This is a genomic window from Kitasatospora humi, from assembly GCF_020907985.1.
In the GTDB taxonomy this organism is placed as follows: Bacteria; Actinomycetota; Actinomycetes; order Streptomycetales; family Streptomycetaceae; genus Kitasatospora; species Kitasatospora humi.
In genome coordinates this window covers 19,266-45,384 of the sequence record NZ_JAJJPA010000013.1, presented here as the reverse complement: position 1 = coordinate 45,384, position 26,119 = coordinate 19,266, and the positions used below count along the sequence as shown (strand labels likewise).

The window sequence follows — 26,119 nt, the reverse complement described above, 5'->3', positions numbered from 1 at the left end:
CCGTGATGTCCTGGCTGGGCCGGTGAACGCACACGCACGGCCGACTGACGAACCAACTGTGATCGAGGTGGACGGAGCACATGAACGTGACCTTCTCGCCCGGCCCGACCGGACTGGGCACCAGCTCGCTGCGGGCCCGTCGCCAGCCGGGCGAACAACCCGTCCGCCCGATCCCGGGACTGTACTGGCACCCCGTGAAGGAACCGGAGCCCGCGGTGGTCGCCGAGGTCGACCGCCGGATCAAGCGCTGGGCCGTGGAGGAGATCGACCTCTTCCCGCCGGAGTGGGAGGAGCAGTTCGACGCCTTCGGCACCGGCCGCTACGTCTGCCTCACCTACCCCGAGGCGGCCGGCCTGGACCACCTGGAGGCGGCGGCCCAGCTGCTGGTGGCCGAGAACGCCGTCGACGACTGCTACTGCGAGGACCACGGCGGCTCGCCGCACGGCCTCGGCGCCCGGCTGCTGATGGCGCACTCCTCGCTGGAGCGGCCCCACTCCGTCGCCCCCTACGAGCAGCAGTGGCAGCAGAAGTTGGACAGCGAGGCGCCGTGCCGCGCCTACCGGGCGTCGATGGAGTTCTTCAACCGCCTGACCAGCGACCAGGTCCGGGACCGGGAGGTCCACGACCTGGCCCGGCTGCACCTCGGCTACCTCGCCGAGGCCGCCTGGTCGATCGACGGCGTGGTGCCGGGGATCCCCGAGTACCTGATGGCCCGTCAGTACAACAGCTTCCGCCCCTGCCTGAGCATCGTGGACGCCATCGACGGCTACCTCTTCCCGGCCGACCTCCACGACCACCCCAAGGTCCAACAGGTCATCGCACTTGCCTCGTTGGCGACCACCCTGATCAACGACCTGTACTCGTACACCAAGGAGCTGCGCTCGCCGCGTCCGCACGTCAACCTGCCCACCGTGGTCCAGGTCCAGGAGGGCCTGCCACCGGACGAGGCGTACGGCAAGGCCGTCACCATCCACAACGACGTGATGCACCGCTTCGAGGAGGAGGCCGCGGCCTGCACCGCCGAGCTGCCCGGTCCGCTGACGGCCCGCTACCTCAGGGGCATCGCCGACTGGCTCGACGGCAACCACTGGTGGCACGCCACCAACACCCGCCGCTACACCCTCCCGGGGTTCCTGCCCGCACAGTGATGCGTCCGGGACTGACCGCCGGGGCCCTCGGTCGCGCCGGGGGCCCCGGCCGGCCCGGTCAGCCCGCCGCCTGGGAGCCGGCCTCCGGCTCGTACCAGAGGCTCGCCATCGGCGACCGGGTGGTCCAGCCCAGCGAGGTGTAGAGCGCACGCCCCTCCGGCGTGCCGACGAGCAGGCCGGTTCGGGCGCCGGCCTCGTAGGCCGCGTTCTGCAGCGTTCGCATCACCAGACTGCCCAGGCCCCTGCGCCGGTACTCGGGCGCGGTCTCGATCTGGTCCGCGATCGCGCCGGCCCCGATCCCGGTGCCCGAGCCCCGGGCGATCTGTCCGCGGGCCGCGAACCGCCCGTCGGCCGTGCGGACCAGTACCCGGATGACGTCGCCGCGGGTCCACGTGGTCACCGTGAACCCGGTCGGCACCGCAGGTCGCTCGGCCGCCAGCGAGCAGGTCATCAGGAATCCGGGCCGGTCGAACCGCCACCCCGGCCCGACCCACGGCCGGACCTCCTCGTCCTCGGCGAACAGTTTCAGCCAGGTCCAGGGCACGCTCGTGCCGGCGGCGACCTTGCGGACCGCGGCCTCGGTCGGCTCGGGCATCACGTGCCGCCAGACGTGCCGGGCCTGTCCGACGTCGATCGTCCAGCCCCACGGCTCATCGACCGGGTCCGCGGCGCCGCGCGAGACGATCCAGCCGTCGATCCAGCCCCGCACGAGCTCGCCGGTACTCGTGTCGGCCGACATGGCCCACCCCCAGATGTAATAGATCTAATCGCAGATTGGACATTACACCTCGAAGGACGCGACGACTACCGCCGCCGCAGCGCCAGGACCGCTAGGCGGCTCGCCCGTGACGGAGCACCAGGTCGATGAGCCCCGGGAACCGCTCGTCGAACTCGGCCCTGCGCAGCCGATTGAGGCGCTTGGCGCCGGCATCGCGCTGTTCGAGGAGGCCGGCCTCGCGCAGCACCGCGAAGTGGCGGCTGAGGGTCGCCTTGGTGACCGGCACGTCGAAGCTGCCGCAGCTGCGCTCCCAGTCGGCGGCGCCCGCCAACTCCCGCACCAGGCTCTGGCGCACCGGGTCCGCGAGGGCGATCAGCGCGGCCTCCAGGGTCACGTCGGCCGGGTGGGTGTGGACCGGCGGGGTGCGGTGGCTCGCGGCCACCGGATCTTCTCTGGTCTGCGCCGTCATGGCCGACTGCTCCATCCCTGTTCGCGCGGTCCGTAGCGGATCCGCCGCCGACGGATTGCGGAGTGTTCGATGATCTGCGTACACTCCTGGGGTGTTCGCTGCTTGGCGAACACCTTACCGGAGTCGGCGGCACCTTGCCCGGCTCCCTCCACCGCCCGCTCCTCCGGCTCCACCACCCGCCTTTCCACGGCACCTCCCGCACGCGGCTCGCCCGCTTCCCGTGCCCGCCTCCGGCGGGACTGTCCAGCACGTATCCGGCACCCATCCGGCACCTATCCGGCACGCATGGAAGGAAGACCCGTGCCACAGACCCAAGCCCACAAGAACCGGCCGGGACTGACCCTGTTCGCAGCCTGCCTCGGCTTCGTCGTCGTCATCCTGGACGTCAGCGTCGTGAACGTCGCGACCAAGGCGCTCGGCGCCGACTTCGGTGGCAGCCTGTCCGGCCTGGAGTGGGTGATCAACGGATACACCCTCACCTTCGCCGCCTTCCTGCTGACCGCCGGAGCCATGGGCGACCGCTACGCCCCCAAGCAGATCTTCATGGCGGGCTTCGCGCTCTTCGCGGCCACCTCGCTGGCCTGCGGCGCCGCCCCCTCGATGGTCGCCCTGATCGCCGCCCGAGTGCTCCAAGGCATCGGCGCCGCCATGATCGTCCCGTCCTCGCTGTCCATCGTGAACGGCAACTTCCCCGAGCCCGCCGCCCGTTCCCGCGCGGTCAGCCTGTGGGCCGCGGCCGGCGGTCTCGCCCTCGCCCTCGGCCCGGTCGTCGGCGGCCTCCTGGTCGACGCGCTCGGCTGGCGCTCGATCTTCTACGTCAACGTGCCGATCGCCGTCGCCGGCATCGTGCTGATCCGCGCCTACGCCCGCACCGCACCGCGCGACGGCTCCCGGCGGCGCTCGCTCGACCTGCCCGGCCAGCTGCTCGCCGTGACCGGCCTGGGCGCCCTCACCGGCGCAGTCGTCGAGGCGAACACCCAGGGCTGGACCTCGGCCACCGTGCTCACCTGCCTGATCGTCACCGTCGTCGCCGTCGCCGCCTTCACCACCGTCGAGCGCCGCAGCGGCGACCCGATGCTGCCGCTGCAGCTCTTCAGCCGTACGACCTTCACCGCCACTTCGCTGATCGGCGTGCTGCTCAACTTCGCCTTCTACGGGCTGATCTTCATCTTCAGCCTGTTCTTCCAGGAGACCTGGCACTACTCCCCGATCACGGCCGGCCTGGCGTTCCTGCCGATGACCGCCGCCGTGATGGCCGCCAACCTCTGCTGCGCCCGGCTGGTCAAGCGGTTCGGCGCCCGCGCCGTGCTGATCACCGGCAGCAGCCTGGCCACCATCGGCTACCTGGGCATCGTGCCGGTCGTCGGCTCCCAGTCGTACGCCGAGCTGATCGGCCAGTTCCTGGTTGCCGGATTCGGCATCGGCCTGGTGGTGCCGTCCATGACCAACGCCATGCTCGGCTCGGTCGATCCGGCCAACGCCGGCATCGGCTCCGGCGTCCTCAACGCCTCGCGCCAACTGGGCGGCCTGATCGGGGTCGCGGTGATGGGCCTCCTCGTCGGTTCGGCCGCCTCCGCCCAGTTCCTGACCGGGCTGCGCGCCGCCCTGATCGCCGCCGGCGTCGCGCTGGCCCTCTGCGGACTGCTGAGCGCCTACGGCATCCGCACGGCGAAGGCCGCGCCGGCGCCCGCCGCCAGGCCGGAGGCCGCCACCGCCAACGCCCGCTGACCCGGCACCGCTTGACCCTCGGCGGGTCGGCAGGGCGCCACACATCACGCAGGCACCGCTGCTCCTGGCGGGCAGCGCGTTCGGCGCCAGGACCACGCTGGTGGTGGACGGCGGTGGGCACATCGCCAGGGCACCCTGGGCGACCACGCCTGTGCGCGGCCCGGAGCAGCCGCTCTGCTCCGGGCCGCGCACAGGCGTGGTCCACTAGTTCAACCCGAACGTCTGCTGCTGCTCGGACTCCTCATTGACCTCGAGGCCGTCCGCGGTGGCCGACAAGTGCGAGCCGTCGTCGAACAGCAGGTCCACGAAGAGGTTGAACCGCCACGTGTCGTCGCCCACCGGGTCGACGCGGAGCAGGACGTTGCCGCCCTGGAGGTCCTCCCTGCTCGCGTGGTTGAGGATGGTGAGGTTGTCAGGGCCGTTGTTGGTGTGGTCGTTTTGAACGCGCCGAAGGTGTCGGAGACGTGCGCGGCCATCTGGCCGTTGCGGTCGCGGACTTCGAGCGTGACGTTGGTGTCGTGGTCCTTGTTCTCGTCGTTGGTGTGGAACGACACGGTGGCTTCGGTCAGGTTCGCCATGCCCGGCTCCTCAGGGTGTGTCAGCTCCTCGGTGGCTGTGTCGGTTCCTGTCCGAACCATCACCTGGAGAACCACGAACCGCGAAGCGGCCGGAGCGCGGCGAACAGAGCGGTGCGGGCGTAGCGCCTCGCGCCCCTCGGCCATGCGGACTTCCTAAGGACTCCTACACACTGAGCAAGGATGTCGACAAACTGACAGGCCGGCAGGTACCCCCAGACCTGCTCCGGATACCAGGCCAGCCGTTGCGGAACCTTCGTCCTGCTAGAGGTCCTGACGCCGGAGCGCTGCCTCGATGGCCTGCTCGATGAGGTGCACCCGCTGAGCCGGTGGGCTGTTCTTGATCAGGGCGCTCATCCGCTGCGCCTCCTCGGTGGTCGGCAGCCGGCCAACCAGGACGAGCGGCAGCAGCAGCCGGCGGGCCAGGAGTTCGTTCGCCGAGGTCACGTGCGGCCGACGCACGACCGACACATTGACCCGGATGCCGTGCTCGTTGCCGCGCGGCACACCCGGCCGGTCCGTCTCGATCGCGGCATAGCGGAACCCGTGCGCGAGGTCGCAGGCGGAGCAGCCGACCGGCCCCCGACTGAGCCGGCTCCCGCACTCGGCGCAGACCAGCCTGTCGAGTGCCGCGTCCACCAGCCGCCAGTCGTGCCGGTCGGGTTCAGCCGCCACCATCTCGGCGAGCGCGACGGCGTCCTGGCTGGTCACGACTCCCCACTGTTGGACGAAGACGGCCCATTCGTCCTCGATGATGCCGTCCACCAGCTCACGGCAGGCGCCACAGTCGGGCGCCCCGCCGTACTCGTAGCCACCGCATTCGGCGCAGCGGCGCAGGGCCGCTCCAACTGCGGGTCGTGCCATGGTGATTCTCCCGTCGACGGTGAGCGAGCCCCAGGTTCGGCTCATTCGGCTCGGTGGTCGGCCTCCAAACCGCCCGGAGCCGGCCAGTGCGATCAGGCGGCCGCCACCATCGCCGCCGAACAGCAGGGCAGGTTCCCCGCCACGCGGCCAAGTCCGATGGTGTCGGCGCCAGTCAGGCGATCCCTGTGAGCAGGGTTCGGGCGATCCGGGCGGCGAAGGCGTCTACCGGCTGCGGGGGTTCGGCCCCGGGGGACATGTCGTAGGCGAAGGCCCGCTGGGCGCAGGCGCCCAGGACTCACTCACTATAAGGGCGCCACTAGGTGAGTGAGCACTCACCCACCAGCTGATGGTGGTCAACGGCCTGCTGCTGCTGCGCGAGACCCGCAAGGTCGCGGCCACTTCGGCAACACCCGCCCCGCAGCCGGCCCGTTGACGGGCCCCGAACGCGGCCTCGACCGGTGAACCGGCGTACTCGGGCGGGTCTCCTTCGCCCGCCGTCAGGGCAGGCGGCACCGCCTTGCAGCACCACGGGCTCACCCGAACGACTCAACCGCCCCGAACACGACCGCCGCGCTCCCCGCGACCACTCCGCCGCGCCCCATACTGACCGGACGACCTCCCCGAGCCGGCCGAGAACTGGTGGTGTCCGTGACCGTGCGAGCGACCGTCCGCAGCGTGACCTACGACCTGCTGCGCACCCTCGGGCTGACCACGGTCTTCGGCAACCCCGGTTCCACCGAAGAGCCGTTCCTGCAGGACTTCCCCGACGATTTCCACTACGTGCTGGCGCTCCAGGAGGCCTCCGTCATCGCCATGGCCGACGCCTTCGCCCAGGTCACCAGGCGCCCGGCGCTGGTGAACGTGCACTCCTCGGCGGGACTGGGCAACGCCATGGGCAACCTGGTGACCGCTTACCACGGCAACACCCCACTCATCGTCACCTCCGGGCAGCAGCACCGCGAGATGCTCATCGGCGAGCCCTACCTGGCCAATCGCGAGGCGACCCTGCTGCCCAAGCCGTGGGTGAAGTGGTCCTATGAGCCGGCCCGCGCGCAGGACGTGCCGGAGGCCTTCATGCGGGCCCATGCGATGGCGCTGCAGCCGCCGGCGGGACCGGTCCACCTGTCGATCCCGCTCGACGACTGGCAGCGCCAGCCGGTCGGCCCCGTCCGGCTGCGCAGCGTCAGCGACCGCGTGGTGCCGGACGAGCAGCGGTTGCGGCTGTTCGCCGACCGCATCTCGGCCAGCAGCCGACCCGCCCTGGTCTTCGGACCGGAGGTGGACCGCAGCGGCGGCTGGGACGCGGCGGTCGCCCTGGCCGAGAAGCTGCGCGCGGCCGTGTACGGGGCGCCGCTGCTGGACCGCGCCTCCTTCCCCGAGGACCATCCGCTGTTCTGCGGTCCACTCGGGATCTCCATCAAGGAGATCGGGGACCGGATGGCCGGGCATGACCTGGTCGCGGTGATCGGTGGCGAGGTGTTCCGGTACTACCCCTACGTACCCGGCGACTACCTACCGGCGGGGACGAGCCTGCTGCAGATCACCGGCGACCCCGCCGTGGCCGCGGCCGCACGGATGGGCGACAGTCTGCTCGGCGACCCCGGGATCGCCATCGACCTGCTGCTCGAACGGGTCACCGACGGGTCCGCGCGCAGTGCTCCCGTGCCGATGGCAAGGCCACGCCGGCTCCCGTCGACGCCGAACAACCCGCTCACCCCGCCCGAGGTGTATGCCGCGCTCAGCCGGGTCAGGCCGCCGGACGCCGTGATCGTCAACGAGTCGACCTCCACCATGGCGCAGCAGTTGGAGTGGCTTCCGACCGTCAGGTCCGGCTCGTTCTTCGCCACGGCCAGCGGCGGCATCGGCTGGGCCACCCCCGCGGCCGTCGGGGTGGCCCTGGCCGACCGCACCAGGGGCGTGTCCCGTCCCGTCATCGGTCTGATCGGCGACGGCTCGTTCCAGTACTCCGTGCAGGCCATCTGGACGGCCGCCCGGCACCGGCTGCCGATCGTCTACGTGGTGATGCGCAACGGGGAGTACTCGATCCTCAAGTCCTTCGCGAAGCTCGAGCACACGCCGGGCGTGCCGGGGCTCGACCTGCCGGGGCTCGACATCGCCTCGCTGGCCCGGGGCTTCGGCTGCCACGCCGTGAACGTCGACACCACCAAGGGCTTGGAGGACGAGTTCTCCCAGGCCCTCACCGCTGACGGCCCCACGGTCATCGTGGTCGCCACCCAGCCGCAGGACGCCGGGCTCTGAGCCGGCCCCCGGGGCTCGGCACTGCCTGCCGGAGCGCGCGAGCTCGGCGGTGTCTGCCGCGAGCGCGCCGAGCTCGACGCGGACCTGCCCCCATGGCAGCCCGGGGAGCCGCTCAGCAGCTGGGAGCCGGCCTGCCGGTGAGCCGTCGGCGGCCCCGGTCCTCCCGACCGGGGCCGCGCCGGTTCGTCAGGGCATCAGCGGCGGGTACCCCGGGTCCAGCAGGCCGTGCTCCTGGAGGAAGCCGTAGAGCGGGGTGGTCTCCGGGTAGTGGCCCCACTGGTGGTCGCCGGGCACCTGACCCTCGGTGGCGAGCTTGGCGCCGAGCAGCTGGCGCTGGACCGGGGAGAAGTCGGCGAAGGCCTCGTGCGCGAACAGTGCGTCGTTCTCGTCGCGGCCGTGCGACCAGCGGTGGGAGTAGGCGAAGAATATGCCCTTGCGGGTGATGTCCGAGTAGTTGTCGGTGCGGGTGTGCCAGAGCCGCCGGTCGAAGAAGACCGCGTCGCCCGGGTTCGCGGTGACCTCGATTCCGCCCTCCGGCTCCGGCCAGCGGATGTCGCGGCGCGGCGGGCCGTCGATCCGGTCGCGCAGGTGGCTGCCGGGGACCACCTTGAAGTTGCCCCGGCCGGGCTCGGAGACGTCCGACAGCCAGTAGGCGATCTTCACGGAGAGGCGCGGGCGCGGGGTGGTCTCGATCTCGCGGTTCTGCCGGCCGCCGTCCTGGTGCCATTCGAACCGGTAGGGCTTGGGCACCCGGATCGGCGGGTGCACGTCCAGGTGCGAGTGGTAGATGTGCACGTTCCAGCCGAGCATCGACCAGACCAGCGGGAAGGTGTTCGGGTGGTCGATCAGGCCGACCACCTCGGGCAGGCCGGCCACCGCGCTCAACTTGTGCATCGCACCCGCGGGCGAGACCCGCCCGGCGGCGCGCTCCTGCTCGTAGAGCCGGTCCAGGAGGTCGGAGTAGTACCCGACCTCGGCGCTGCTGAGCGCACCCGGCACCACCAGGTAGCCGTCGCGCTCGAACTGCTCGCGCTGCTCCATGGTCATCGGCGCAACGGGAACGGTCTTGTCGATCAGAGTCATGTTTCCCCCGGTTGTGAGCGGCCGCCGGATGAACAGGCGGGCGCCATCGAAGAAGTGACGTTCGGTAATGGAGCGTGTGCGGGAAATGTGATTCATCCGGATGCACGAGATCCACCCCCGCCACGAATCCCGCACCACTACTCCTTTGACCGCCGACCCACCTGTCGCGTTGCATCACAGGCGTGTGATCAGCGCCACAGGCCACACCGGACCTGGCCGCCGGCTTCACCCGCATGCCGCATCCAGTGGCTCGACCCCGGCGCCCTCCGCGCTGACGCACTAGGATCGGCGAGTGATCTTCATCGTGGTGAAATTCCCGGTCAAGCCCGAGCACGCCGACTCCTGGCTGTCCCACGTCGACGCCTTCACCCGGGCCACCCGGGCCGAACCGGGCAACCTCTGGTTCGAGTGGTCGCGCAGCACCGAGGACCCGAACAGCTACGTGCTGGTCGAGGCCTTCCAGGACGGCGCCGGCGAAGCCCATGTGAACTCGGATCACTTCCGCGCGGCGATGGACACCCTGCGTCCGCTGGTCCAGCGGGCACCGCAGATCGTCAGCACCACCATCGAGGGCGCCACCGGCTGGAGCAGGATGGGCGAGCTCGGTATCGACTGACGAGACCGCCGCCCCGGCACGGCTCGGCAGCCGGCGCTCAAGGGGCCGACGGGTCGGCTCCGGGACGTTTCGGGCACCCCGTCCACTCTTCGGAGCCCAACTGCAGGAAGCCCGTTCCACCGCAGTCGGAGCAGGTCTGCGGAACGTAGCTGCTGCCGGCCGCGATGGAGTGCCGGCCGTCGTGGCGAACGCGGCCACGGGCTCGCATGAGGACCCGGTAGCGGGTTCCCTGGTCGTTGCAGTTGGGGCACTTCATCCGGAACTTCACGAACTCGGGCCCGGTGGGCTGCTGCTCGTCGCCGTTCATGGTGTCAGTATTGCCGCTCCGGGCGGCGCCGTGCGGGGCGCCCGCGCCGTGGACCGCGCTCCCCGCCGGCGGCGCCTCGGACCCCTCGGGCCTTCCCGGCTCAGCAGGTGACTCTTTGACGAAACGTCACCTCCAGGCAATCTCATCGGACTAGCATCACGCGTGCGCATGTCAAGGCTCGCTTCCCCGGCCGACCGAATGACGTCGGCCTGTTCCGTCGCCCCGGAGGACCGATGGTCGCCCCGCGTCACCCCGCCCCGCGTCGTCTCGTGTCGTGCCTGCTGACCGCCGCCACCGCCTGGCTGCTCCCGCTCGCGCTGTCCGGCGGTCCCACCGCGGCGGCCGCCGTGCCGACCGCCGTCCAGGACACCGGTGACGTCTCCCTGGCCCAGGGCACCTCGGTCGGGCTGCACAACACCTACAACGACACCACCGCCTTCCCCTATCTCGCACAGGCGCTGGACACGGGCACCTCACTGGTCGAACTCGACACCTGGGTCGACCCGATCACGCGCGAGTGGAAGGTGAGCCACGCCAACCCGCTGGGGAACGGCAACAACTGCGTCGACGCGAGCACGGCCGCCGACCTCTACCGCGGCGGCGCCAACAAGGACCTGGGCAGCTGCCTGGACGACATCCGCATCTGGCTGGCCGCGCACCCCAGCCACGCCCCCATCATGGTCAAGCTGGAGATGAAGGCCGGCTTCGACGCCACCATCGGATTCGGTCCCACCGAGCTCGACTCCCTGGTCCAGGCCCACCTCGGCTCCGACGTCTACCGTCCGGCCGACCTGATGGCCGGCTACCCGACCCTCGACGCCGCGGCCCGCGCGAACAACTGGCCCAAGCGTTCCGCGGTCGCGGGCAAGGTGATCCTGGAGGCGATCCCGGGGACGTTCGAGATGAACAACCCCTTCGACACCTTGTGGACCGACACCGAGTACGCCCAGCACCTGGCCGCCCTGCAGGCCGCGGGCCACCTCGGCGACGCCCAGATCTTCCCGTCCGTCCTCGGCGCGGCCTCCGGCGACCCGCGCACCCGCTACCCCGACGCGAGCCTGCGCCAGTGGTTCGTCGTCTTCGACGGGGACGCCCACGCCTACGTCGACGGCGGCATCGACACCTCGTGGTACGACACCAACCACTACCTGCTGGTGATGACGGACGCCCAGAACGTCGACCCGGCGCTCTCCGACACCGCCCCGTCCGTGCCGGACGCCACCGCCCGGGTGGCTCAACTGGCCGCCGCACACGCCTCCTTCGTGTCCTGCGACTGGACGGGCCTGCCGTCCGTCCTGGCGGAGCAGCTGCCGCGCGGCTAGGGCTCCCCAGCACCGCCGACGCCAGTGCGTGACCGCAGGACCCACCGGGCCGGCGTTGGCGGTGCCCGGCCCGCGGCAAGGGCCGGCCCGCGCAGCCACCCGGCAGCCACCCGGCAGGCACCTTGGGCTTGTTGGACGCGCCGCACGACGGCTGCCCGTTGGTGCATGAAGGCGGGCGGCGCGAGGAATGATCACTCAGGCGAGTCCACCGTGAGCATGACGATCACTTGGAGGGGCGGCATGACGACGGTGGCGGAGTTCCTGGCCCTGTCCTCCGCGTTGACCGGCCTCGGCCCGGCACAGCTGCGCGGGACGGGCATGGTCGGCGCCTACCGGTCGCTGGTGGTCCAGCAGGCGGGCGCGGAGGCCCTTGACCGGCTCGTGGCCACCGTGGCCCGCGGCGGCACCGATCCCTCGGCGTTCGCAGACCGGCCGGAGCGGGAACTGGCGGAAGCGATCGCCCAGTTGTGGCGCCTCGGCAGCTGGCCGGGGCTCGGCACCGCCGACCGCCCCTACCTCCTGCCCGGCAAGGCCTGACAAGTCCCCTCGGCCGGCACGCCGCGCATGACCAGCGCGAACCCCAGGGCGGGCCAGCGGCGGGCCGGCCAGCGCAGCAGCAACCTGCGCCGCCGGACGCGCAGCACCCAGTGGTTCGACCTGAGCGCGACGCTGCGCAGACCGGCCGCCTCGAAGGCGCGGGCCAGGCCGCGGGCGGTGAACGGACGGATGTGGAGCTTCAGCACGTCGTTGAACGGGTCGATCTGGTACGGCGGTTGGCCGACCAGGAAGCGCAGCCGGTCCTGGGCACCGGCCAGGTTCAGGGTGGTCACCACCAGGATGCCGCCCGGCCGCAGCACTCGCCGGCACTCGCGGAGGAACGCCACCGGGTCGAAGAGCATGTGGATGACGTCACCGGCCACGATCCCGTCCAGTGCGCCGTCGGCGATCGGGAACGGCCTGGAGGCGTCGAACTGGAGCAACGCGGCGCGCGGATCGGCGGTTTGCAGGCCCCCGGTGACGATGTCTCCCGCGATGACGTCGATGCCGCGGTCGAGCAGCGCCCGGGCGGTGATGCCGCCACCGCTTCCGACGTCCAGCACCAGCGGCCGCTCGCGGCGGCCGGGGCCTGCGGGCAGGTGCCGCAACAGCACGTCAACGGTCTCCCGGATCCGCACCAAGTGCCGTACGTCGCCTCGCTGGTAGCCGCTGACGTAGCCGCTGCGGTCGAACTGCCGGGCGTTGGCGGCGCGCAGCGAGTCGTCCATCGGCACCGCTGTCACACCCGCCCGAAGACCAGCGAGACGTTGTGGCCGCCGAACCCGAACGAGTTCGCCAGCGCGGTGTCCCAGCGACCGGTGCGCGCGGTGCCGGCGACGACGTCCAACTCGACGGCGGGATCCGGGTCTTCCAGGTTGCGGGTGGGCGGCGTCGAACCGTCCCGGAGCGCCAGGACGGCGGCGGCGGCGCCGAGCGCCCCGGAAGCGCCCAGCAGGTGACCGGTCATGGACTTGGTCGCGGTGACCACCGGATGCCTGCCGATGACGGTGGCGATGGCCTCGGCCTCCGCCAGGTCGCCCTGCGGGGTCGAGGTGGCGTGCGCGTGCACGACGCCGATGTCGGCGCCGCCAAGGTCCGCGTCGCGGAGCGACTGCCGCATCGCCCGCTGCTGGCCCGGCACGTCGGAGGCGCTGATGTGCGCGGCGCTGGAGGTGGTCCCGGCGCCGAGCACCGCCCCGTGGGCCCGGGCGCCGCGGGCGCGCGCGTGGTCGGCCCGTTCCAGCACGAGGACCGCACCTCCCTCGCCCAGCACGAATCCGCTGCGCCGGGCGTCGAACGGCCGCGAGGCGTGCTCGGGGTCGTCGTTGGCCGTGGACAGCGCCATCATCTGGGCGAACGCGGCCAGCGGCAGCGGCTGGACGCACGCCTCGACCCCGCCGGCGACGACCACATCGGCCCGGCCGGCCCGGATGAGGTCGAGGCCCAGCGCGATGGCCTCCGCACCCGAGGCGCAGGCGCTCACCGGGGCGTGGGCGCCGGCCAGCGCGCCCAGGTCCATGCTGACCCAGGCGGCCGGCCCGTTGGCCATCAGCATCGGCACGGTGTGCGGTGACACCTTGCGCGGGCCGGCCGTCTCCAGGATGCGGTTCTGGTCCAGCAGGGAGGTCAGGCCGCCGATTCCGGTGCCGATCACCACGGCGAGCCGCTCCGGGTCGACCTCCGGGGCGCCGGCGTCCGCCCAGGCGGCGCGAGCGGTCACCAGGGCGATCTGCTCGCTGCGGTCGAGCCTGCGGGCCTCGGTGCGGCTCAGCGCGGCGGCCGGGTCGGCGGTCAGCCGGGCGGCGATCCGCACCGGCAGCGACTCGGCCCAGCCCAGGTCGTCCAACGAGGCGATGCCGTTCGCCCCGGCCAGCATCGCCGACCAGGTGCCGGCCAGGTCCGCACCCAGCAGGGTCATGGCGCCGAGACCGGTTGCCCACACGTCCATCGCGTTGGTTCGCATGGGCGTGACGCTAGCCAACCAACCAGTTGGTTGGCAACCTCAGCAGCCCCCCGCGGCCGGGAGCGCGCCGGCCATCCGCACCACGTGCGCCCGCATCTCTTCCGGCCGCTCCTGGACGTCGCCGGCGATCAGCCGGGCCAGCTGCGGAACGGCCAGCGGCCAGATGGCCAGGCCGATCACCGAGAGCAGGGTCGCGGCGGTCCGCTCGTCCGCCCGGCCGCCCGTCGCCTCGGCCAGCGCCGACACCATCCCGGCGTAGTTGGCGGAGCGCGGCCCCTCGTCCGGCAGCGCCGAGGTGCCGTAGTGCAGCGCCTCCCAGAGCATCAGCCGGGTCAGCTCCGGGTTGTCCCGGTGGAAGTCGAAGATCCGTCCGGCGTACTCCCCCAGGTCACCGGTCGGAAGCCCGACCCGCGCCGCGTGATCGCCGAACGCCTCCGCGACCACCGCGCTGAACAGCTTCTCCTTGCTGCCGAAGATGCCGTAGATGCGTTCCTTGTTGACGCCCGCACCCAGCGCGATGCGATCGACGCGGGCCCCGCCCATGCCGTGCTCGGCGAACTCGGTCCGGGCCGCCGCCAACAGGCGGAGCCGGGTGCGGTCCACGTCTCTGCTCGTCATGAGGGCGATGGTACTTCCCGGTCCGCACCCGCCCGGCATCGGCGAGGCCGCCTCCGCACACCGCCCGGGGGGAGCCCGTCACCCGTCACCGCCGAAGCCCAACTCGGTTGCCGCCGACGGGACTGCGGGTGTTCCGGAGCCGTGGCGCGGCCCCGGCTGGACCCGCCATGGCCGAGTCGGGGCGTCCGGTCCCCCCTTGCCCGCCATCGGGTTCCCGCCATCGGGTTCCCGCCATCGGGTTCCCGCCATCGGGCGAGGAGGGACCGGACGCGCGTGCGGTTCCGCGGCCGTTCCGCGGCAACCGCCCGCGCGGTCCGTCCGGCCGGGCCGCCGCTACGGCACCACGAGGTCGAGCGCGGCCGGCTTGACCGTGATGGTCACCGGCAGTTCGCACAGGTAGTCGCCGTCCGCGTGCACGGGGACCGGGCGGTCGGCGTCGAGGGTGATCTCGGTGGTCCGGGCGATCGCGACCTCCTCCGCCGCCACGTGCGCCCCCGTCTTCGCCTTGGAGATGAAGCGCACCACCTTGCCGCGCGGGGCGTCGGCGACCGTCAGCACGTCCAGCACGCCGCTGCCGAGGTCGGCCGACGGCACGATGTCCAAACCGTGCCCGTAGCGGCCGGAGTTGGCCACGACGACCATGTGCATCCGGCCCTGCTTGGACCACTCGGCCGTGGTCAGCGTGAACTCCGGCGCCGTCCAGCGCAGGATCGCGCCGATCGGCGCCAGCCGGTACGCGACGAGGCCGGGCAGCCAGCGGGCGTTGTTGATCGCCTCGGTGGCGACCGAGTCGATGCCCACGTAGACGTTGCCGAGCACGACGTGGCCGGCGGCCTCGATGACGTCGACCTTGCGGGTGACCGCGCGCGCCAGCATCGCGGCGAGCCCGGCCGGGTCGTGCGGCAGTCGCAGCTTGCGGGCGAGGTCGTTGCCCCGGCCGCCGGGGACGACCGCCATCGCCGCGCCGGTGCCGTAAACGCCGGCCGCGACGTCGCGGGTGAGGCCGTCGCCACCGACGGCTATGACGATGTCGCCGCGCCGCGCGGCGGCGGCCGCGGTCTCGACCGCGTGCTGCTGACTGCGGGTCAGCTCCGTGGCCACCGGCACGCCCTGCGCGGCCAGCGCCCTGGCGATCGGCTCCCACACCCTGGGCGCCCGTCCGCCGCCCGAGATGGGGTTGATCAGCGCGGTGTAGGAAGGCACGCCCGTCAGCCGATCAGGATGCCGGGGTTGAGGACGCCCGCCGGGTCGACGCTCGCCTTGACCGCGCGCAGCATGTCGACCGCGATCGGGCCGAGCTCCAGCGCGAGCGTCTCGCGGTGGTCGGTGCCGACGCCGTGGTGGTGCGAGATCGCGGCGCCGCACGCCCGGATCGCGGCGTTCGCCGCCTCCTTGGCCTTGGCCCACTGCGCCAGCGGATCGTCGAGCTGCTTGGCGACCACGGTGAAGTAGAGCGAGGCGCCGGTCTCGTACACGTGGCTGATGTGGCACATCACCAGGCCCGGGGTGCCCTGCTCGGCCAGCGAGCCCGAGATCGCCTCGGTGACGGCGGTCTTCAGCTGCTCCAGGTTCGACCAGAAGGTCACGGTCTCCAGGGTCTCCACGAGCGCCCCGGCGTCGAGCAGCGGGTCGCGCAGGTAGGGGCCGCGGAACCGGCCGGTGCGCCACTTCTCGCCGGCCTCGGTGCCCTGGCTCCGCGCGCCGAGGGCGAGGAACCGCTCGGTCACGGCGGCGCGCGTGGCGGCGACGGCCGCCTCGCCGCCTTCGTAGCCGGTGATCACCTGGCAGCCGCCGGAGCCCGGCGCGGCGAGCGCGGCGCTCGGGTCGCTGAGGTTGACCGCGGTCTCCATCTCGTCCGACAGGCGCAGCACCGTCGGCAGCGGGCCGTCCTGGGCGAGCGCGCGCAGCGCCGCCACGCCCTCGGTGAAGGACGGGAAGTTCCAGGCCTCGAACACCCGGACGGCCGGCACCGGACGGACCCGGACGGTGACCGAGGTGATCACGCCGAACGCGCCCTCCGAGCCGAGCACGAGCTGGCGCAGGTCGGGGCCGGCCGCGGACTTCGGCGCGGTGCCCAGGGTGACGGTGCCGCGCGGCGTGGCGACGGTCAGGCCGACCACCATGTCGTCGAAGCGGCCGTAGCCCGCCGAGGCCTGCCCGGCCGAGCGGGCGGCGGCGAATCCGCCGATCGAGGCCATCTCGAAGGACTGCGGGAAGTGCCCGAGGGTGAGGCCGTGCTCGGCCAGCAGCCGCTCCGCGTCGACCGCGCGCAGGCCGGCCTGCAGCACGGCCGTGCGGGAGACCTCGTCGACGCTCACCAGGCGGTCCAGTCGGCGCAGGTCGAGCGCGATCACACCGGCGAACCCGGCGCGCACCGGGGCCAGTCCGCCGACGACCGAAGTGCCGCCGGCGAAGGGGACCACCGCGACGCGGTGCCGCGTGCAGATCTCCAGGACGGCGAGGACGTCCTCGTGGGAGCCGGGGAACACGACCGCGTCGGGCGCGTCGGAGGCGTCGCCGGCACGCAGCTTCAGCAGGTCGGGCGTGGAGAAGCCCCGGGTGTGCTCGACGCGGGCGTCGTGCGCGGAGGTGACGTGCTCGGCGCCGAGCGCCTTGGCCAGTTCGTCCGCGGCCTCGACCGGGAGGGTGCTGTCCGGGACGCGGGCGTCGGCCACCGCGACGCTGGCCGGCGGCGGGACGGCGCCGAGGGCGGCCATCGCGCCGGCCGCGGCCTCGGGCAGGTGCCCGGGCGTGTCGAGGTTGCCCCAGGTGTAGGGGTGCCGCGCGGCGGAAGGCAGATCGTACTCGGTCACCAGGTTCCTCCATCGATCGGTGAGGTGATACACATATACATATGGTGTTGCAGCAACGCAAGGTTGATGAGCCGATGACCGCGGCCAACGCGATCCCCGAGGAGCGCATCCTCGACGCCGCCTACGAGCTGCTGCTCGCGATCGGCATGAAGCGGTTGACCATGGCCGACATCGCCCGGCGTGCCGAGGTCTCCCGGGCGACGCTCTACCGCCGCTGGCCGAACGTCCGCGCGGTGATCGCCGCCCTGGTCACCCGGGAGTTCGCCGCGGTCGTCGACCGGGCGCGGCTGCCCGAGGGCCCGAGCCGGACGCGGGTCACGTCGACCGTCGTGCACCTCGTCGGGGAGCTGCGCACCCACCCCTTGCTGCGCAAGATCATCGAGGTCGACCCGGACTTCCTGGTCCCCTACGTGTTCGAGCGCCGCGGCACCAGCACGGAGATGCAGCTCGCGCTGGTCCGGGCCGGCATCGAACAGGGGCAGGACGACGGCTCGATCCGCGGCGGGGATGCGGCCATGCTCGCCCGCTCCGTACTGCTCAGCGCCTGGTCGTTCACCCTGACCGGGCCCGTCCTCGTCGCACCGTCCGAATACGCCGCTCTGGACGCCGAGTTGTCCGAGCTGATCGACAGGTACCTGGCACCGTGAAGAACACCTCGCTCAACGCCGACCGCCGCACCCGGGAGCTCGACGAGCTGGACGCGGACCCCCGCGTCGACGTGCTCGTCATCGGCGCGGGGGTGACCGGCGCCGGAGTGGCGCTGGACGCGGCCTCGCGCGGCCTGTCGGTCGTGCTGGCCGAGAAGCGCGACCTCGCCTTCGGCACCAGCCGGTGGAGTTCGAAGCTGGTGCACGGCGGGCTGCGCTACCTGGCGTCCGGTCAGGTCGGCATCGCACACGAGAGCGCGGTCGAGCGCGGCATCCTGATCAACCGGACGGCCCCGCACCTGGTCCGCGCCTTCCCGCAGGTCATCCCGCTGCACCCGTCGGTCTCCGCCAAGGACGCGGCGCTGACCCGGGTGGGCCTGCTCGCCGGCGACCTGCTGCGGATGGCCGCGCACACCTCCAGCGCCACCCTGCCCCGCTCCCGCCGGATCTCGCCCGCCGAGGTCGTGCGGCACGCCCCCACCGTGCGCGCGGCGGGTCTGCGCGGCGGCCTGATGGGCTGGGACGGCCAGCTGAACGACGACGCCCGGCTGGTCGTCGCCCTGGCCCGCACCGCCGCGGGCTTCGGCGCCAAGGTGCTGACCCGCACCGAGGTCAAGCAGGCCACCGGCGCCGGCGCCGTGCTGACGGACACGCTGACCGGCCGCTCGATCGACGTCGGCGCCCGCGTCGTCATCAACGCCACGGGGGTGTGGGCCGGCGAGCTCGCCACCGGGCTCACCCTGCGACCGTCCCGCGGCACCCACCTGGTCGTCTCGCAGGAGGCCTTCGGCGGTCTGTCCTGCGGGCTCACCGTGCCGGTCCCCGGCCACTTCGGACGGTACGTCTTCGCCCTCCCGGCCCCGGACGACCGCGTGTACGTGGGCCTGACCGACGAGGACGCACCCGGCCCGGTGCCGGACGAGCCGCGCGCCGCCGAGTCCGAGATCGACTTCCTGCTGGAGACCATCAACCTCGCGCTCGCGTCCGGCCTGACCCGGCACGACGTCCTCGGCACCTTCTCCGGCCTGCGCCCGCTGCTGGACACCGGCAGCGGCACCACCGCGGACATCTCGCGCAAGCACCAGGTCATCACGGGCGCCGACGGCCTGATCACCGTCGTCGGCGGCAAACTGACGACCTACCGGCGGATGGCGCAGGACGCCCTCGACGCGGGCATCGCCCGCAGCGGCGTCGCCTGCGGCCCCTGCCGCACCACGACGCTGCCGCTGGTCGGCGCGGCGAGCCGAGCCCAGCTCGGCGCCGTCCGCGCACCCGGGCGCCTCGTCCACCGCTACGGCACCGAGGCGAGCAACGTGCTGGCCGTGGGCGGGCCGGAGCTCAACCGGCCGATCTGCGGGGCGACCGAGGTGACGACGGCCGAGCTGCTGTTCGCCGTACGGCACGAGGGCGCCCTGGACGTCGCCGACCTGCTCGACCGCCGGACCCGGATCGGCCTCAGCCCCGAGGCCCGGGCCACCGCCGTCGCCGCGGCGGAGGCCGCACTCGCCGGCTGACGGCGGCGGCGGTGCGGCAGCGGGGAAGGCTTGAGCACTCGGTGACGGGAGGTCAGGTTGTCCCATCCGGAGTGACGCTGCGTCAGCACATCCATCCACCCATCCACGCCCGAGGGAGTCGGGGGCTGACGCGATTTCGACGGAGCCCGATGGAGTCTCAGGTTACTTTCAGGTAGCTTTCAGGGTCTGATCATCTGAACATCCGTCGAATCCTCTGAAGGACCCCCTGTGCTCCGTCAGCAGCCGCACCGCCTCGCCCGCGCTGCGTCCGTCGCCCTGGCCACCGCCGTCCTCACCGCCGTCCCGGCCGCCCCCGCCTTCGCCGGCTCCCCTACCGCGGCCGGCCCGCAGGGCAGCGTCCAGGCCGGCTCGCCGACCCCGCACCTGGACGCCGTCGAGCAGACCCTGCGTCAGCTCTCCCCGGGCCTGGAAGGCACCACCTGGCAGCGCACCACCGGCAACTCCCTCGACGCACCCGCGGGCGACCCGGCCGGCTGGCTGCTCCAGACACCCGCCTGCTGGGGCGACCCGGCCTGCACGGACCGCCCCGGCACCCAGCAGCTGCTGGCCAAGATGACCAGCACCATCGCCACCGCCACCCGCACCGTCGACATATCCTCGCTCGCGCCGTTCCCCAACGGCGGATTCGAGGACGCGATCGTGGCCGGCCTCAAGTCGGCGGTGGCGAAGGGCAACAAGCTCCAGGTGCGGATCCTGGTCGGCGCGGCCCCGGTCTACAACATCACCGCACTGCCCACCCGGTACCGCGACGAACTGGTGGGCAAGCTCGGCGACGCGGCCGGCAGCGTCACCCTGACCGTCGCCTCGATGACCACCGCCAAGACGGCGTTCTCCTGGAACCACTCCAAGCTCCTCGTGGTGGACGGGCAGCGGGTGATCACCGGCGGCATCAACGGCTGGAAGGACGACTACCTCGACACCGCCCACCCGGTCTCCGACGTCGACCTCGCGCTGACCGGCCCGGCCGCCGGCACCGCCGGCCGCTACCTGGACACCCTGTGGGGCTGGACCTGCCGCAACACCGGGCTGCTCTCCGCCGCCTGGTTCGCCGCCTCCAACGGCGCCTCCTGCGACCCGACGCTGGAGCAGGACGCCAACCCGGCGCCCGCCGCCGCGACCGGCAGCACCCCGGTCATCGCGATCGGCGGCCTCGGCGTCGGCGTCCAGGACGCGGACCCGGCCTCGCGGGACCGGTTCTCCCCCGCCACCGCCCCGGACGTCAGCTGCGGTCCGATCGGCGTGCACGACTACACCAACACCGACCGCGACTACGCGACCGTCAACCCGGAGGAGAGCGCGCTGCGCACCCTGGTCGCGAGCGCCACCAACCACATCGAGATCTCCCAGCAGGACCTGAACGGCACCTGCCCCCCGATGCCGCGCTATGACGTCAAGCTGTACGACACGCTGGCGGCCAAGCTCGCCGCCGGCGTCAAGGTGCGGATCGTGGTCAGCGACCCCGCCAACCGCGGCCTGGTCGGCAGCGGCGGCTACTCGCAGATCAAGTCGCTCGACGAGGTCAGCGACACGCTGCTGAACCACCTGACCACCCTGACCGGCAGCAGCCAGGCCGCGCACACCGCGATGTGCCAGAACCTGCAGCTCGCCTCTTTCCGCGCCGCCGCCACCCCGACCTGGGCCGACGGTCACCCGTACGCCCTGCACCACAAGCTGGTCTCGGTCGACGACTCGGCCTTCTACATCGGCTCCAAGAACCTCTACCCGGCCTTCCTCCAGGACTTCGGCTACATCGTCGAAGACCCCACCGCGGCCCGGCAGTTGGACGCCGACCTGATCACCCCGGAGTGGCAGTACTCGCAGGCCGCGGCGACCTTCGACTACGCCAGGGGCGTGTGCGGCTGAGGCTGCGACGCGGCGGCACCGCAGCCGGGTGCGTGGCGGGCCCCTCCTCCGCGGCACTCTGCGCCGGGTCGGCCGCCCGGGACCCAGTCGGCGGCCTCGGGCGGGTCAGTGGTGCCATGGTCGCAGTCGGGGTACCGGCTGCGCTGGTCAGCCGTCAGCCGTCAGCCGTCTGACGGCGGACGGCGGACGGCGGCGGACGGCGGACGGTGGCGGCGGACGGCGGCGGCGGACGGCGGCGGCGCGCACGGCGGGGCCGGGCACCCGGGCGATCACACCACATGACCACTCGGCATCGGACCTGCCCCGGTCACCGCTGCCCGGGGACCGGGCGCACCGGGTGCTTGCTCAGGATGGAGACCCGGTTGAAGGCGTTGATGGCGATGGCCACCCAGATCACGGCCGAGACCTGGTCGTCCGTCAGCACCTCGCGGGCGGCGCGGTAGGCGTCCTCCTGCAGCGCGGCGTCCGCCGGGTGGGTGGCCGCCTCCGCGAGGGCGAGGGCGGCGCGCTCCTCGGGAGTGAACAGTTCGGTGTCGCGCCAGGCCGGGAGGGTACCCAGCCGCTGTGCGGTGTCGCCCGCCTGCAGGGCGGCCTTGGTGTGCACGTTGAGGCAGTAGGCGCAGCCGTTGATCTGGGAGACGCGCAGGTTGACCAGTTCCACCAGCTTGCGGTCGAGCCCGGCGTCCGCCGCGCCCGTGCGGACCGTTTCGGCCGTGGCGCGCAGCGCGCGGTAGGCCTCGGGGCTCTGCTTGTCGATGAAGACCCGCCGGCGCACCGGGGTCGCGGTCACATCCGTCGCCATCGCGTCACTCATGGAAACTCCTCTGGCAGATCACTGTCGGGCGGCAGTACGCCATGGCATAATAGTTGAAACTGAAACATTCTTGAAGAGCCGACGAGGGGACCCATCGTGACCACCACCGAGACCGACCCCATCGAGCCGCGCGGCGAAGCCCGGGGGCGGACGGCCGGCCCCCGGGTGGAGGTGCTGCCCGCCCGGGACGTGCCGCTGGGCGGGCCGCGGGCGATGACGGTCCGGCGCACCCTGCCGCAACGGGCCCGGACGCTGATCGGCGCCTGGTGCTTCGTGGACCACTACGGGCCCGACCACGTCGCCGAGAGCGGCGGCATGGACGTCGCCCCGCACCCCCACACCGGACTGCAGACGGTCAGCTGGCTGTTCAGCGGCGAGATCGAGCACCGCGACAGCCTCGGCATCCACGCCTTCGTCCGGCCCGGCGAGCTGAACCTGATGACGGGCGGCCACGGCATCAGCCACTCCGAGGTGTCCACTCCCGCCACCACCACCCTGCACGGCGTCCAGCTGTGGGTGGCCCTGCCGGAGCAGCACCGCCACACCGCGCGCGACTTCCAGCACCACGTGCCGCGGCCCGTCCCGCTGGACGGCGGCGAGGCACGCGTCTTCCTCGGCACCCTGGCCGGCGACACCTCCCCCGTCCCGACCTTCACCCCGCTGCTCGGCGCCGAGCTCACCCTCCACCCGCACACCACCGTCACCCTCGCCGTCGACCCCGCCTTCGAGCACGGCCTGCTCGTCGACCACGGGGACGTCACGATGGCGGGCACCCCCCTGCGCCCGGCCGAACTCGGCTACCTCGCCCCCGGAACCACCACGCTCACCCTCACCAACACCGGCGACGAAACCGCCCGGACCATCCTGATCGGCGGCACGCCCTTCGAGGAGCAGATCGTCATGTGGTGGAACTTCATCGCCCGGTCCCAGGAGGAGATCGCACAGGCACGGGAGGACTGGGAGAACGGGGTCAGGTTCGGCGAGGTCCAGGGTTACCCGGGCGAGCGCCTGCCCGCCCCGGCGCTGCCGAAGGTGGCCCTGAGGCCCCGTGGAAACCCGCGCTGACCTGACCCTATGAGGGCCGGACCCTTCAACGGTGAGGCTTCGCCATCTTCGAACGGGCTGGTCAGGTGGCCTTCCCGCAGGCGGAGTCCCGAGCGGGGCGGCGCCGGGGGTCTGTGCTGGACACACCCGGCGCCGGGTCAGCCGGAGCGCTGGGAGCGTGCGTACCGCGGACGTTGGTCGGCATGGTGTCCGGGGGACGGTACGAGCCGTCCGGCGTGGGTCCGGTCGGCGGCTCTACCTGGGAACGTAGCCCTCCGGGGTGAGGGTGACGAGTCATGACGCCTTTAGACAAGGACAGATCCGCCGGCGACGTCGAGGACCACGCCAGTGATCCAGGAGGCCGAGTCCGTAGCGAGGAAGAGCGCGGCCTCGGCGATGTCCTCGGGGGTGCCGAGGCGACGGATGGGGTGAGATTCGACGAGGGCACGCTGGATCTCGGCGGGGATCTGGCGCTCGTTGCGCTCCGTCATGATGGTCTCGGGGGCGATGCAGTTGACCCGGATGCCGTGCGGTCCGGCTTGGGTGGCGAGGCCCTTGGTGAGGAGCTCGATTCCGGCCTTGGCCGCGGCGTAGGCGAAGGGGGACTGCGAGGTGGGTCGGCGGGCGGCGGCGGAGGAGAGGGTGATGATGCTGCCGTGCCCGCGCTCCTTCATGCCGGGCAGGAAGCTCTTGACCGTGAGGAAGGTGCTGGTCAGATTGGCGTCGATGCTGGCGCGCCAGCCCTCCTCGGTGATCTCTTCGATGGGTCCGGGCCGCACGGGGTTCCCGCCGGCGTTCGCCACGAGGACGTCGACGCTTCCGAATTCGGCCTCGATGCGGGAGCGCAGGGCCTCGATCTCGTCGAAGCGGGTGAGGTCGGCGGTCAGCGCCAGGACTTCGCCGCCAGCGGCGGCGATCTTGGCGCGGACGGTTTCGAGTGCGGCGGCATCGCGGCCGTGGAGCACCGTCTTTGCTCCCTTGGCGGCGAAGAGTTCGGCGATGGAGGCCCCGATGCCCCGGGAGCTGCCGGTGACGAGGGCGACGCGGTTGCGGAGAGCGTTCATGAGGATGGTCCTCTTGGCTTGTTGTTGTGGCAGAGAATGTCGAGTGGCGTAGCTGGGCAGGCTCTGCAGTCGCTGCTCGCGGTCACGCGCATGGCCAGCAGCTGCCCCGGTGTGCGCCCGGGCCGCCGGTCGCTTCGGAGCTGATCATCCGCGGGGCGCGGGCGAGCTCCCTTCGAGCAGCTGGACGGCGCGTTCGGCCAGGTGGCGCCTGGGCAGCCGGGACAGGCGTGCGAGCGGGGGCAGGTTCTCCCTCCCGGTGAGCCGGGGCTCCACGGCGGCGAAGCGGCCGGCGAAGCCGATCACCTCGCGGACGGCCGGGGCTTGTCGGACCACGCCCAGGCCGCAGACTGCGGCTCGCCCGGAGTCCGCCTGCAACGCCGTGGACAGGACCGAGAGCGCCGTGGTCCTGCCGGATCCGTTCGGGCCCAGTGTCCTGACGAGTGCGTCGGCTTCGATGGTTGGCGTAGCCATGGCCCGGTTCCCCTTCCGTTGCTTCCCTCGCCCCAGGTCTAATGGTTAGATCTCTAATCGTTAGATGTCAAGTGGCCCTGTTAGGATGTGCCCGTGTGGAACTCCCAGGCCCCGATCGGCCTTCAGCTCAGTCAGACGGCCCGCATTGTCAGCCGCGGCTTCGACGATGCGCTCGACCAGGCCGGCGGATCGCTGCCGGTCTGGCTGATCCTGCTGAACCTCACAATCAGGCCGGTGCCTCACCAGCGCGCGCTGGCCGAGGCGGTCGGGATCACTGGCGCCACGCTCACCCACCACCTCAACGCGATGGAGAAGCGCGGCCTGATCACCAGGCAGCGCGATCCGGAGAACCGCAGGGTGCACGTGGTCGAGCTGACCGAGGAAGGCCGCCAGTCGTTCGTGCGACTGCGCCAGGCCGCCATGGAGTTCACCTCCCGGCTGAACGCCGGCTTCAGCACCGAGGAGGTCGACACGCTGTCCCAGCTCCTCGGCCGCCTTGCCGCGAACGCCGGCGGTCCGGGAGAGGGCACCCCGCCGTGGGAGGGCCTCGCGGAAGGGAAATGAAGGTGACGAACACCCAGCAACCGCCCCATTTCAGGCAGCGTCGCCTGCAGCCGAAGATCCACGAGCACCCTTGCCCACCTCAGTGACCTGCTGCGCTCGCATCCGAAGGCGATCCGCTCCCCGTTCCGGTCGCAGCCGCCGGGCCGGATGGCGGTGCTCGTGCCGGCGGTACTGCGGTTCGCGGCGTGGGAGAACGCGACGTCCTGGTCTGGCAGTTCCTGGGTGAGCTGCCCCGGGTCCGGCAGACGGGGTCCGAGCGGGCGGCGTTCGAGGAGTCCCTCGTCGCCGACCTGCGCGCGACGACGAGCCGTTACCCCGACGAGCCCGACCTCGCGGCGTTGGCACCGCGTCCCGAGCGCGCGCACCGCCTCCGCGCACGGCGGGGAGCCTCGGCAGCCCGGTCAGCTGGTCGGATGGGAGGCTGCCCAGCCGTGCTCGAGCAGCGCGAAGGCCTCGTCGGCGGCCCGGCGCGGTTCGGCGTGTCGCAGGATGATGCCGCGGGCCTCCAGGGCGAAACGGGCCAGGGCGGCGCAGCTGACGTCGTCCTCGGGGGCGCCCACGGCCTGGGCGATGGCTCCGGCCAGGGCCGCTTCGTGGCGTGTCCACATGCGGTGGGCGTACTCGCGCAGCGCGGGGGTCTCCTGCACCAGGCGCGTGAAGTCGGCGAACCGCGGGTCCTCCGCATGGACGGCGAGCTGGGTCTGCTTCAGCAGGATGTGCTCGCGCAGCGCCTGCGGGATCGTCTGGCCCGGGGGGCGTTCGCGCACCGCGGCCACGAGTTCCGCTTCCAGTTCGTCGTCCTGGTCGAAGACCAGGGCTTCCTTGCCGGAGAAGTGTTTGAAGAGGGTGGTCACCGAGACGTCGGCGCGGTCGGCGACGTCTTTGACGCCGACGTGGTCGTAGCCGCGTTCGAGGAAGAGCTCAAGTGCGGCATCGGCCAGGGACTGGCGGGTCTGGGCCTTCTTGCGCTCGCGGCGCCCGGTCGGTTCGGTCACCCGCACACCGTACCGCGAGGTGCACTCGCTATAAAAGTTTAGTCATTGCACTTGTTTGTCGAGTGTGGTTTCTTGGTGGCGCCGGGTCGTCCGGCGGCTGAC

General features: G+C 72.2%; 26 protein-coding genes and 1 pseudogene. 11 read left to right on the top strand and 16 right to left on the bottom strand.

What is annotated here, in order from left to right:
- The first annotated feature begins 80 nt into the window (after positions 1-80).
- Positions 81-1,148, top strand: a complete 1,068-nt coding sequence (locus LN042_RS15070) for a terpene synthase family protein (protein ID WP_230051714.1) — start codon at positions 81-83, stop codon at positions 1,146-1,148.
- 58 nt (positions 1,149-1,206) lie between these two features.
- Here LN042_RS15070 and LN042_RS15065 read toward each other — a convergent pair whose 3' ends face one another.
- The gene (locus tag LN042_RS15065; protein WP_230051713.1) at positions 1,207-1,887 is read right to left on the bottom strand and encodes a GNAT family N-acetyltransferase; all 681 of its coding nucleotides are present in this window, start codon (positions 1,885-1,887) and stop codon (positions 1,207-1,209) included.
- Positions 1,888-1,978: 91 nt separating this feature from the next.
- The gene (locus LN042_RS15060; RefSeq protein ID WP_230051712.1) at positions 1,979-2,335 is read right to left on the bottom strand and encodes an ArsR/SmtB family transcription factor; all 357 of its coding nucleotides are present in this window, start codon (positions 2,333-2,335) and stop codon (positions 1,979-1,981) included.
- A gap of 300 nt (positions 2,336-2,635) precedes the next feature.
- Between LN042_RS15060 and LN042_RS15055 the strand changes: the two genes are divergently transcribed.
- Positions 2,636-4,063, top strand: a complete 1,428-nt coding sequence (locus LN042_RS15055; RefSeq protein WP_230051711.1) for an MFS transporter — start codon at positions 2,636-2,638, stop codon at positions 4,061-4,063.
- Between the two features lie 204 nt (positions 4,064-4,267).
- Here LN042_RS15055 and LN042_RS37295 read toward each other — a convergent pair whose 3' ends face one another.
- The 3 genes and pseudogenes from LN042_RS37295 to LN042_RS15045 all read right to left on the bottom strand — a co-directional run.
- Positions 4,268-4,402: a hypothetical protein gene (locus LN042_RS37295; protein WP_283843743.1), complete on the bottom strand. Its 135-nt coding sequence runs from the start codon at positions 4,400-4,402 to the stop codon at positions 4,268-4,270.
- Positions 4,403-4,902: 500 nt separating this feature from the next.
- Positions 4,903-5,502, bottom strand: a complete 600-nt coding sequence (locus LN042_RS15050) for a hypothetical protein (protein ID WP_230051710.1) — start codon at positions 5,500-5,502, stop codon at positions 4,903-4,905.
- 172 nt (positions 5,503-5,674) lie between these two features.
- Positions 5,675-5,797 (bottom strand): annotated as a pseudogene (locus LN042_RS15045) (TetR/AcrR family transcriptional regulator); the annotation flags it as partial.
- A 353-nt stretch (positions 5,798-6,150) separates the two neighbouring features.
- On the opposite strand from LN042_RS15045, the gene mdlC reads away from it, so the two are divergent.
- Positions 6,151-7,761, top strand: a complete 1,611-nt coding sequence (gene mdlC / locus LN042_RS15040; RefSeq protein WP_230051709.1) for a benzoylformate decarboxylase — start codon at positions 6,151-6,153, stop codon at positions 7,759-7,761.
- Between the two features lie 186 nt (positions 7,762-7,947).
- Here mdlC and LN042_RS15035 read toward each other — a convergent pair whose 3' ends face one another.
- Positions 7,948-8,844: a phytanoyl-CoA dioxygenase family protein gene (locus LN042_RS15035; RefSeq protein WP_230051708.1), complete on the bottom strand. Its 897-nt coding sequence runs from the start codon at positions 8,842-8,844 to the stop codon at positions 7,948-7,950.
- A 292-nt stretch (positions 8,845-9,136) separates the two neighbouring features.
- Here LN042_RS15035 and LN042_RS15030 point away from each other — a divergent pair, with 292 nt between their 5' ends.
- Positions 9,137-9,460, top strand: a complete 324-nt coding sequence (locus LN042_RS15030; RefSeq protein ID WP_230051707.1) for a putative quinol monooxygenase — start codon at positions 9,137-9,139, stop codon at positions 9,458-9,460.
- Positions 9,461-9,497: 37 nt separating this feature from the next.
- Here LN042_RS15030 and LN042_RS15025 read toward each other — a convergent pair whose 3' ends face one another.
- Positions 9,498-9,767: a hypothetical protein gene (locus tag LN042_RS15025; RefSeq protein WP_230051706.1), complete on the bottom strand. Its 270-nt coding sequence runs from the start codon at positions 9,765-9,767 to the stop codon at positions 9,498-9,500.
- Positions 9,768-10,000: 233 nt separating this feature from the next.
- On the opposite strand from LN042_RS15025, the gene LN042_RS15020 reads away from it, so the two are divergent.
- Positions 10,001-11,089: a phosphatidylinositol-specific phospholipase C domain-containing protein gene (locus LN042_RS15020; protein WP_230051705.1), complete on the top strand. Its 1,089-nt coding sequence runs from the start codon at positions 10,001-10,003 to the stop codon at positions 11,087-11,089.
- Positions 11,090-11,329: 240 nt separating this feature from the next.
- Positions 11,330-11,626: a hypothetical protein gene (locus tag LN042_RS15015; RefSeq protein ID WP_230051704.1), complete on the top strand. Its 297-nt coding sequence runs from the start codon at positions 11,330-11,332 to the stop codon at positions 11,624-11,626.
- Here the strand turns inward: LN042_RS15015 and LN042_RS15010 are convergent.
- From LN042_RS15010 to LN042_RS14990, 5 genes are all read right to left on the bottom strand, one after another.
- The gene (locus tag LN042_RS15010) at positions 11,602-12,354 is read right to left on the bottom strand and encodes a class I SAM-dependent methyltransferase (protein ID WP_230051703.1); all 753 of its coding nucleotides are present in this window, start codon (positions 12,352-12,354) and stop codon (positions 11,602-11,604) included. The two genes, LN042_RS15015 and LN042_RS15010, sit on opposite strands and share 25 nt — an antisense overlap.
- Before the next feature lie 11 nt (positions 12,355-12,365).
- Complete coding sequence (locus tag LN042_RS15005; RefSeq protein WP_230051702.1) at positions 12,366-13,589, bottom strand: beta-ketoacyl-[acyl-carrier-protein] synthase family protein; 1,224 nt, start codon at positions 13,587-13,589, stop codon at positions 12,366-12,368.
- Between the two features lie 39 nt (positions 13,590-13,628).
- Positions 13,629-14,207 carry a TetR/AcrR family transcriptional regulator gene (locus tag LN042_RS15000; RefSeq protein ID WP_230051701.1) on the bottom strand — a complete coding sequence of 193 codons (579 nt, stop codon included), beginning with the start codon at positions 14,205-14,207 and terminating at the stop codon, positions 13,629-13,631.
- A gap of 333 nt (positions 14,208-14,540) precedes the next feature.
- Positions 14,541-15,410: a diacylglycerol/lipid kinase family protein gene (locus tag LN042_RS14995; protein WP_230051700.1), complete on the bottom strand. Its 870-nt coding sequence runs from the start codon at positions 15,408-15,410 to the stop codon at positions 14,541-14,543.
- Between the two features lie 5 nt (positions 15,411-15,415).
- Positions 15,416-17,020: an FAD-binding oxidoreductase gene (locus LN042_RS14990; RefSeq protein ID WP_230051699.1), complete on the bottom strand. Its 1,605-nt coding sequence runs from the start codon at positions 17,018-17,020 to the stop codon at positions 15,416-15,418.
- Positions 17,021-17,061: 41 nt separating this feature from the next.
- On the opposite strand from LN042_RS14990, the gene LN042_RS14985 reads away from it, so the two are divergent.
- From LN042_RS14985 to LN042_RS14975, 3 genes are all read left to right on the top strand, one after another.
- The gene (locus LN042_RS14985; RefSeq protein ID WP_230051698.1) at positions 17,062-17,667 is read left to right on the top strand and encodes a TetR/AcrR family transcriptional regulator; all 606 of its coding nucleotides are present in this window, start codon (positions 17,062-17,064) and stop codon (positions 17,665-17,667) included.
- A complete protein-coding gene (locus LN042_RS14980; protein ID WP_230051697.1) occupies positions 17,664-19,181 on the top strand; it encodes a glycerol-3-phosphate dehydrogenase/oxidase in 1,518 nt (505 codons plus the stop codon). Before LN042_RS14985 ends, LN042_RS14980 begins: the two co-directional genes overlap by 4 nt.
- A gap of 228 nt (positions 19,182-19,409) precedes the next feature.
- Positions 19,410-21,065 carry a phospholipase D-like domain-containing protein gene (locus LN042_RS14975; protein ID WP_230051696.1) on the top strand — a complete coding sequence of 552 codons (1,656 nt, stop codon included), beginning with the start codon at positions 19,410-19,412 and terminating at the stop codon, positions 21,063-21,065.
- 307 nt (positions 21,066-21,372) lie between these two features.
- Here the strand turns inward: LN042_RS14975 and LN042_RS14970 are convergent, their stop codons facing one another.
- Positions 21,373-21,879 (bottom strand): carboxymuconolactone decarboxylase family protein, encoded by a 507-nt coding sequence (locus LN042_RS14970; RefSeq protein ID WP_230051695.1) that lies wholly within the window; start codon positions 21,877-21,879, stop codon positions 21,373-21,375.
- A gap of 96 nt (positions 21,880-21,975) precedes the next feature.
- Here LN042_RS14970 and LN042_RS14965 point away from each other — a divergent pair, with 96 nt between their 5' ends.
- Positions 21,976-22,944, top strand: coding sequence for a pirin family protein (locus LN042_RS14965; RefSeq protein ID WP_372495743.1), 969 nt, complete (start codon positions 21,976-21,978; stop codon positions 22,942-22,944).
- Between the two features lie 284 nt (positions 22,945-23,228).
- Here the strand turns inward: LN042_RS14965 and LN042_RS14960 are convergent, their stop codons facing one another.
- Entirely contained in the window at positions 23,229-23,987 is a 759-nt protein-coding gene (locus tag LN042_RS14960) for an SDR family NAD(P)-dependent oxidoreductase (RefSeq protein WP_230051694.1), read from the bottom strand.
- Positions 23,988-24,131: 144 nt separating this feature from the next.
- Complete coding sequence (locus tag LN042_RS14955) at positions 24,132-24,458, bottom strand: ATP-binding cassette domain-containing protein (RefSeq protein WP_230051693.1); 327 nt, start codon at positions 24,456-24,458, stop codon at positions 24,132-24,134.
- Between the two features lie 93 nt (positions 24,459-24,551).
- Here LN042_RS14955 and LN042_RS14950 point away from each other — a divergent pair, with 93 nt between their 5' ends.
- Complete coding sequence (locus tag LN042_RS14950; protein ID WP_230051692.1) at positions 24,552-25,022, top strand: MarR family winged helix-turn-helix transcriptional regulator; 471 nt, start codon at positions 24,552-24,554, stop codon at positions 25,020-25,022.
- Positions 25,023-25,423: 401 nt separating this feature from the next.
- On the opposite strand, the gene LN042_RS14945 is transcribed toward LN042_RS14950, so the two are convergent.
- Positions 25,424-26,017: a TetR/AcrR family transcriptional regulator gene (locus LN042_RS14945; protein ID WP_230051691.1), complete on the bottom strand. Its 594-nt coding sequence runs from the start codon at positions 26,015-26,017 to the stop codon at positions 25,424-25,426.
- Between the last annotated feature and the right edge of the window lie 102 nt (positions 26,018-26,119).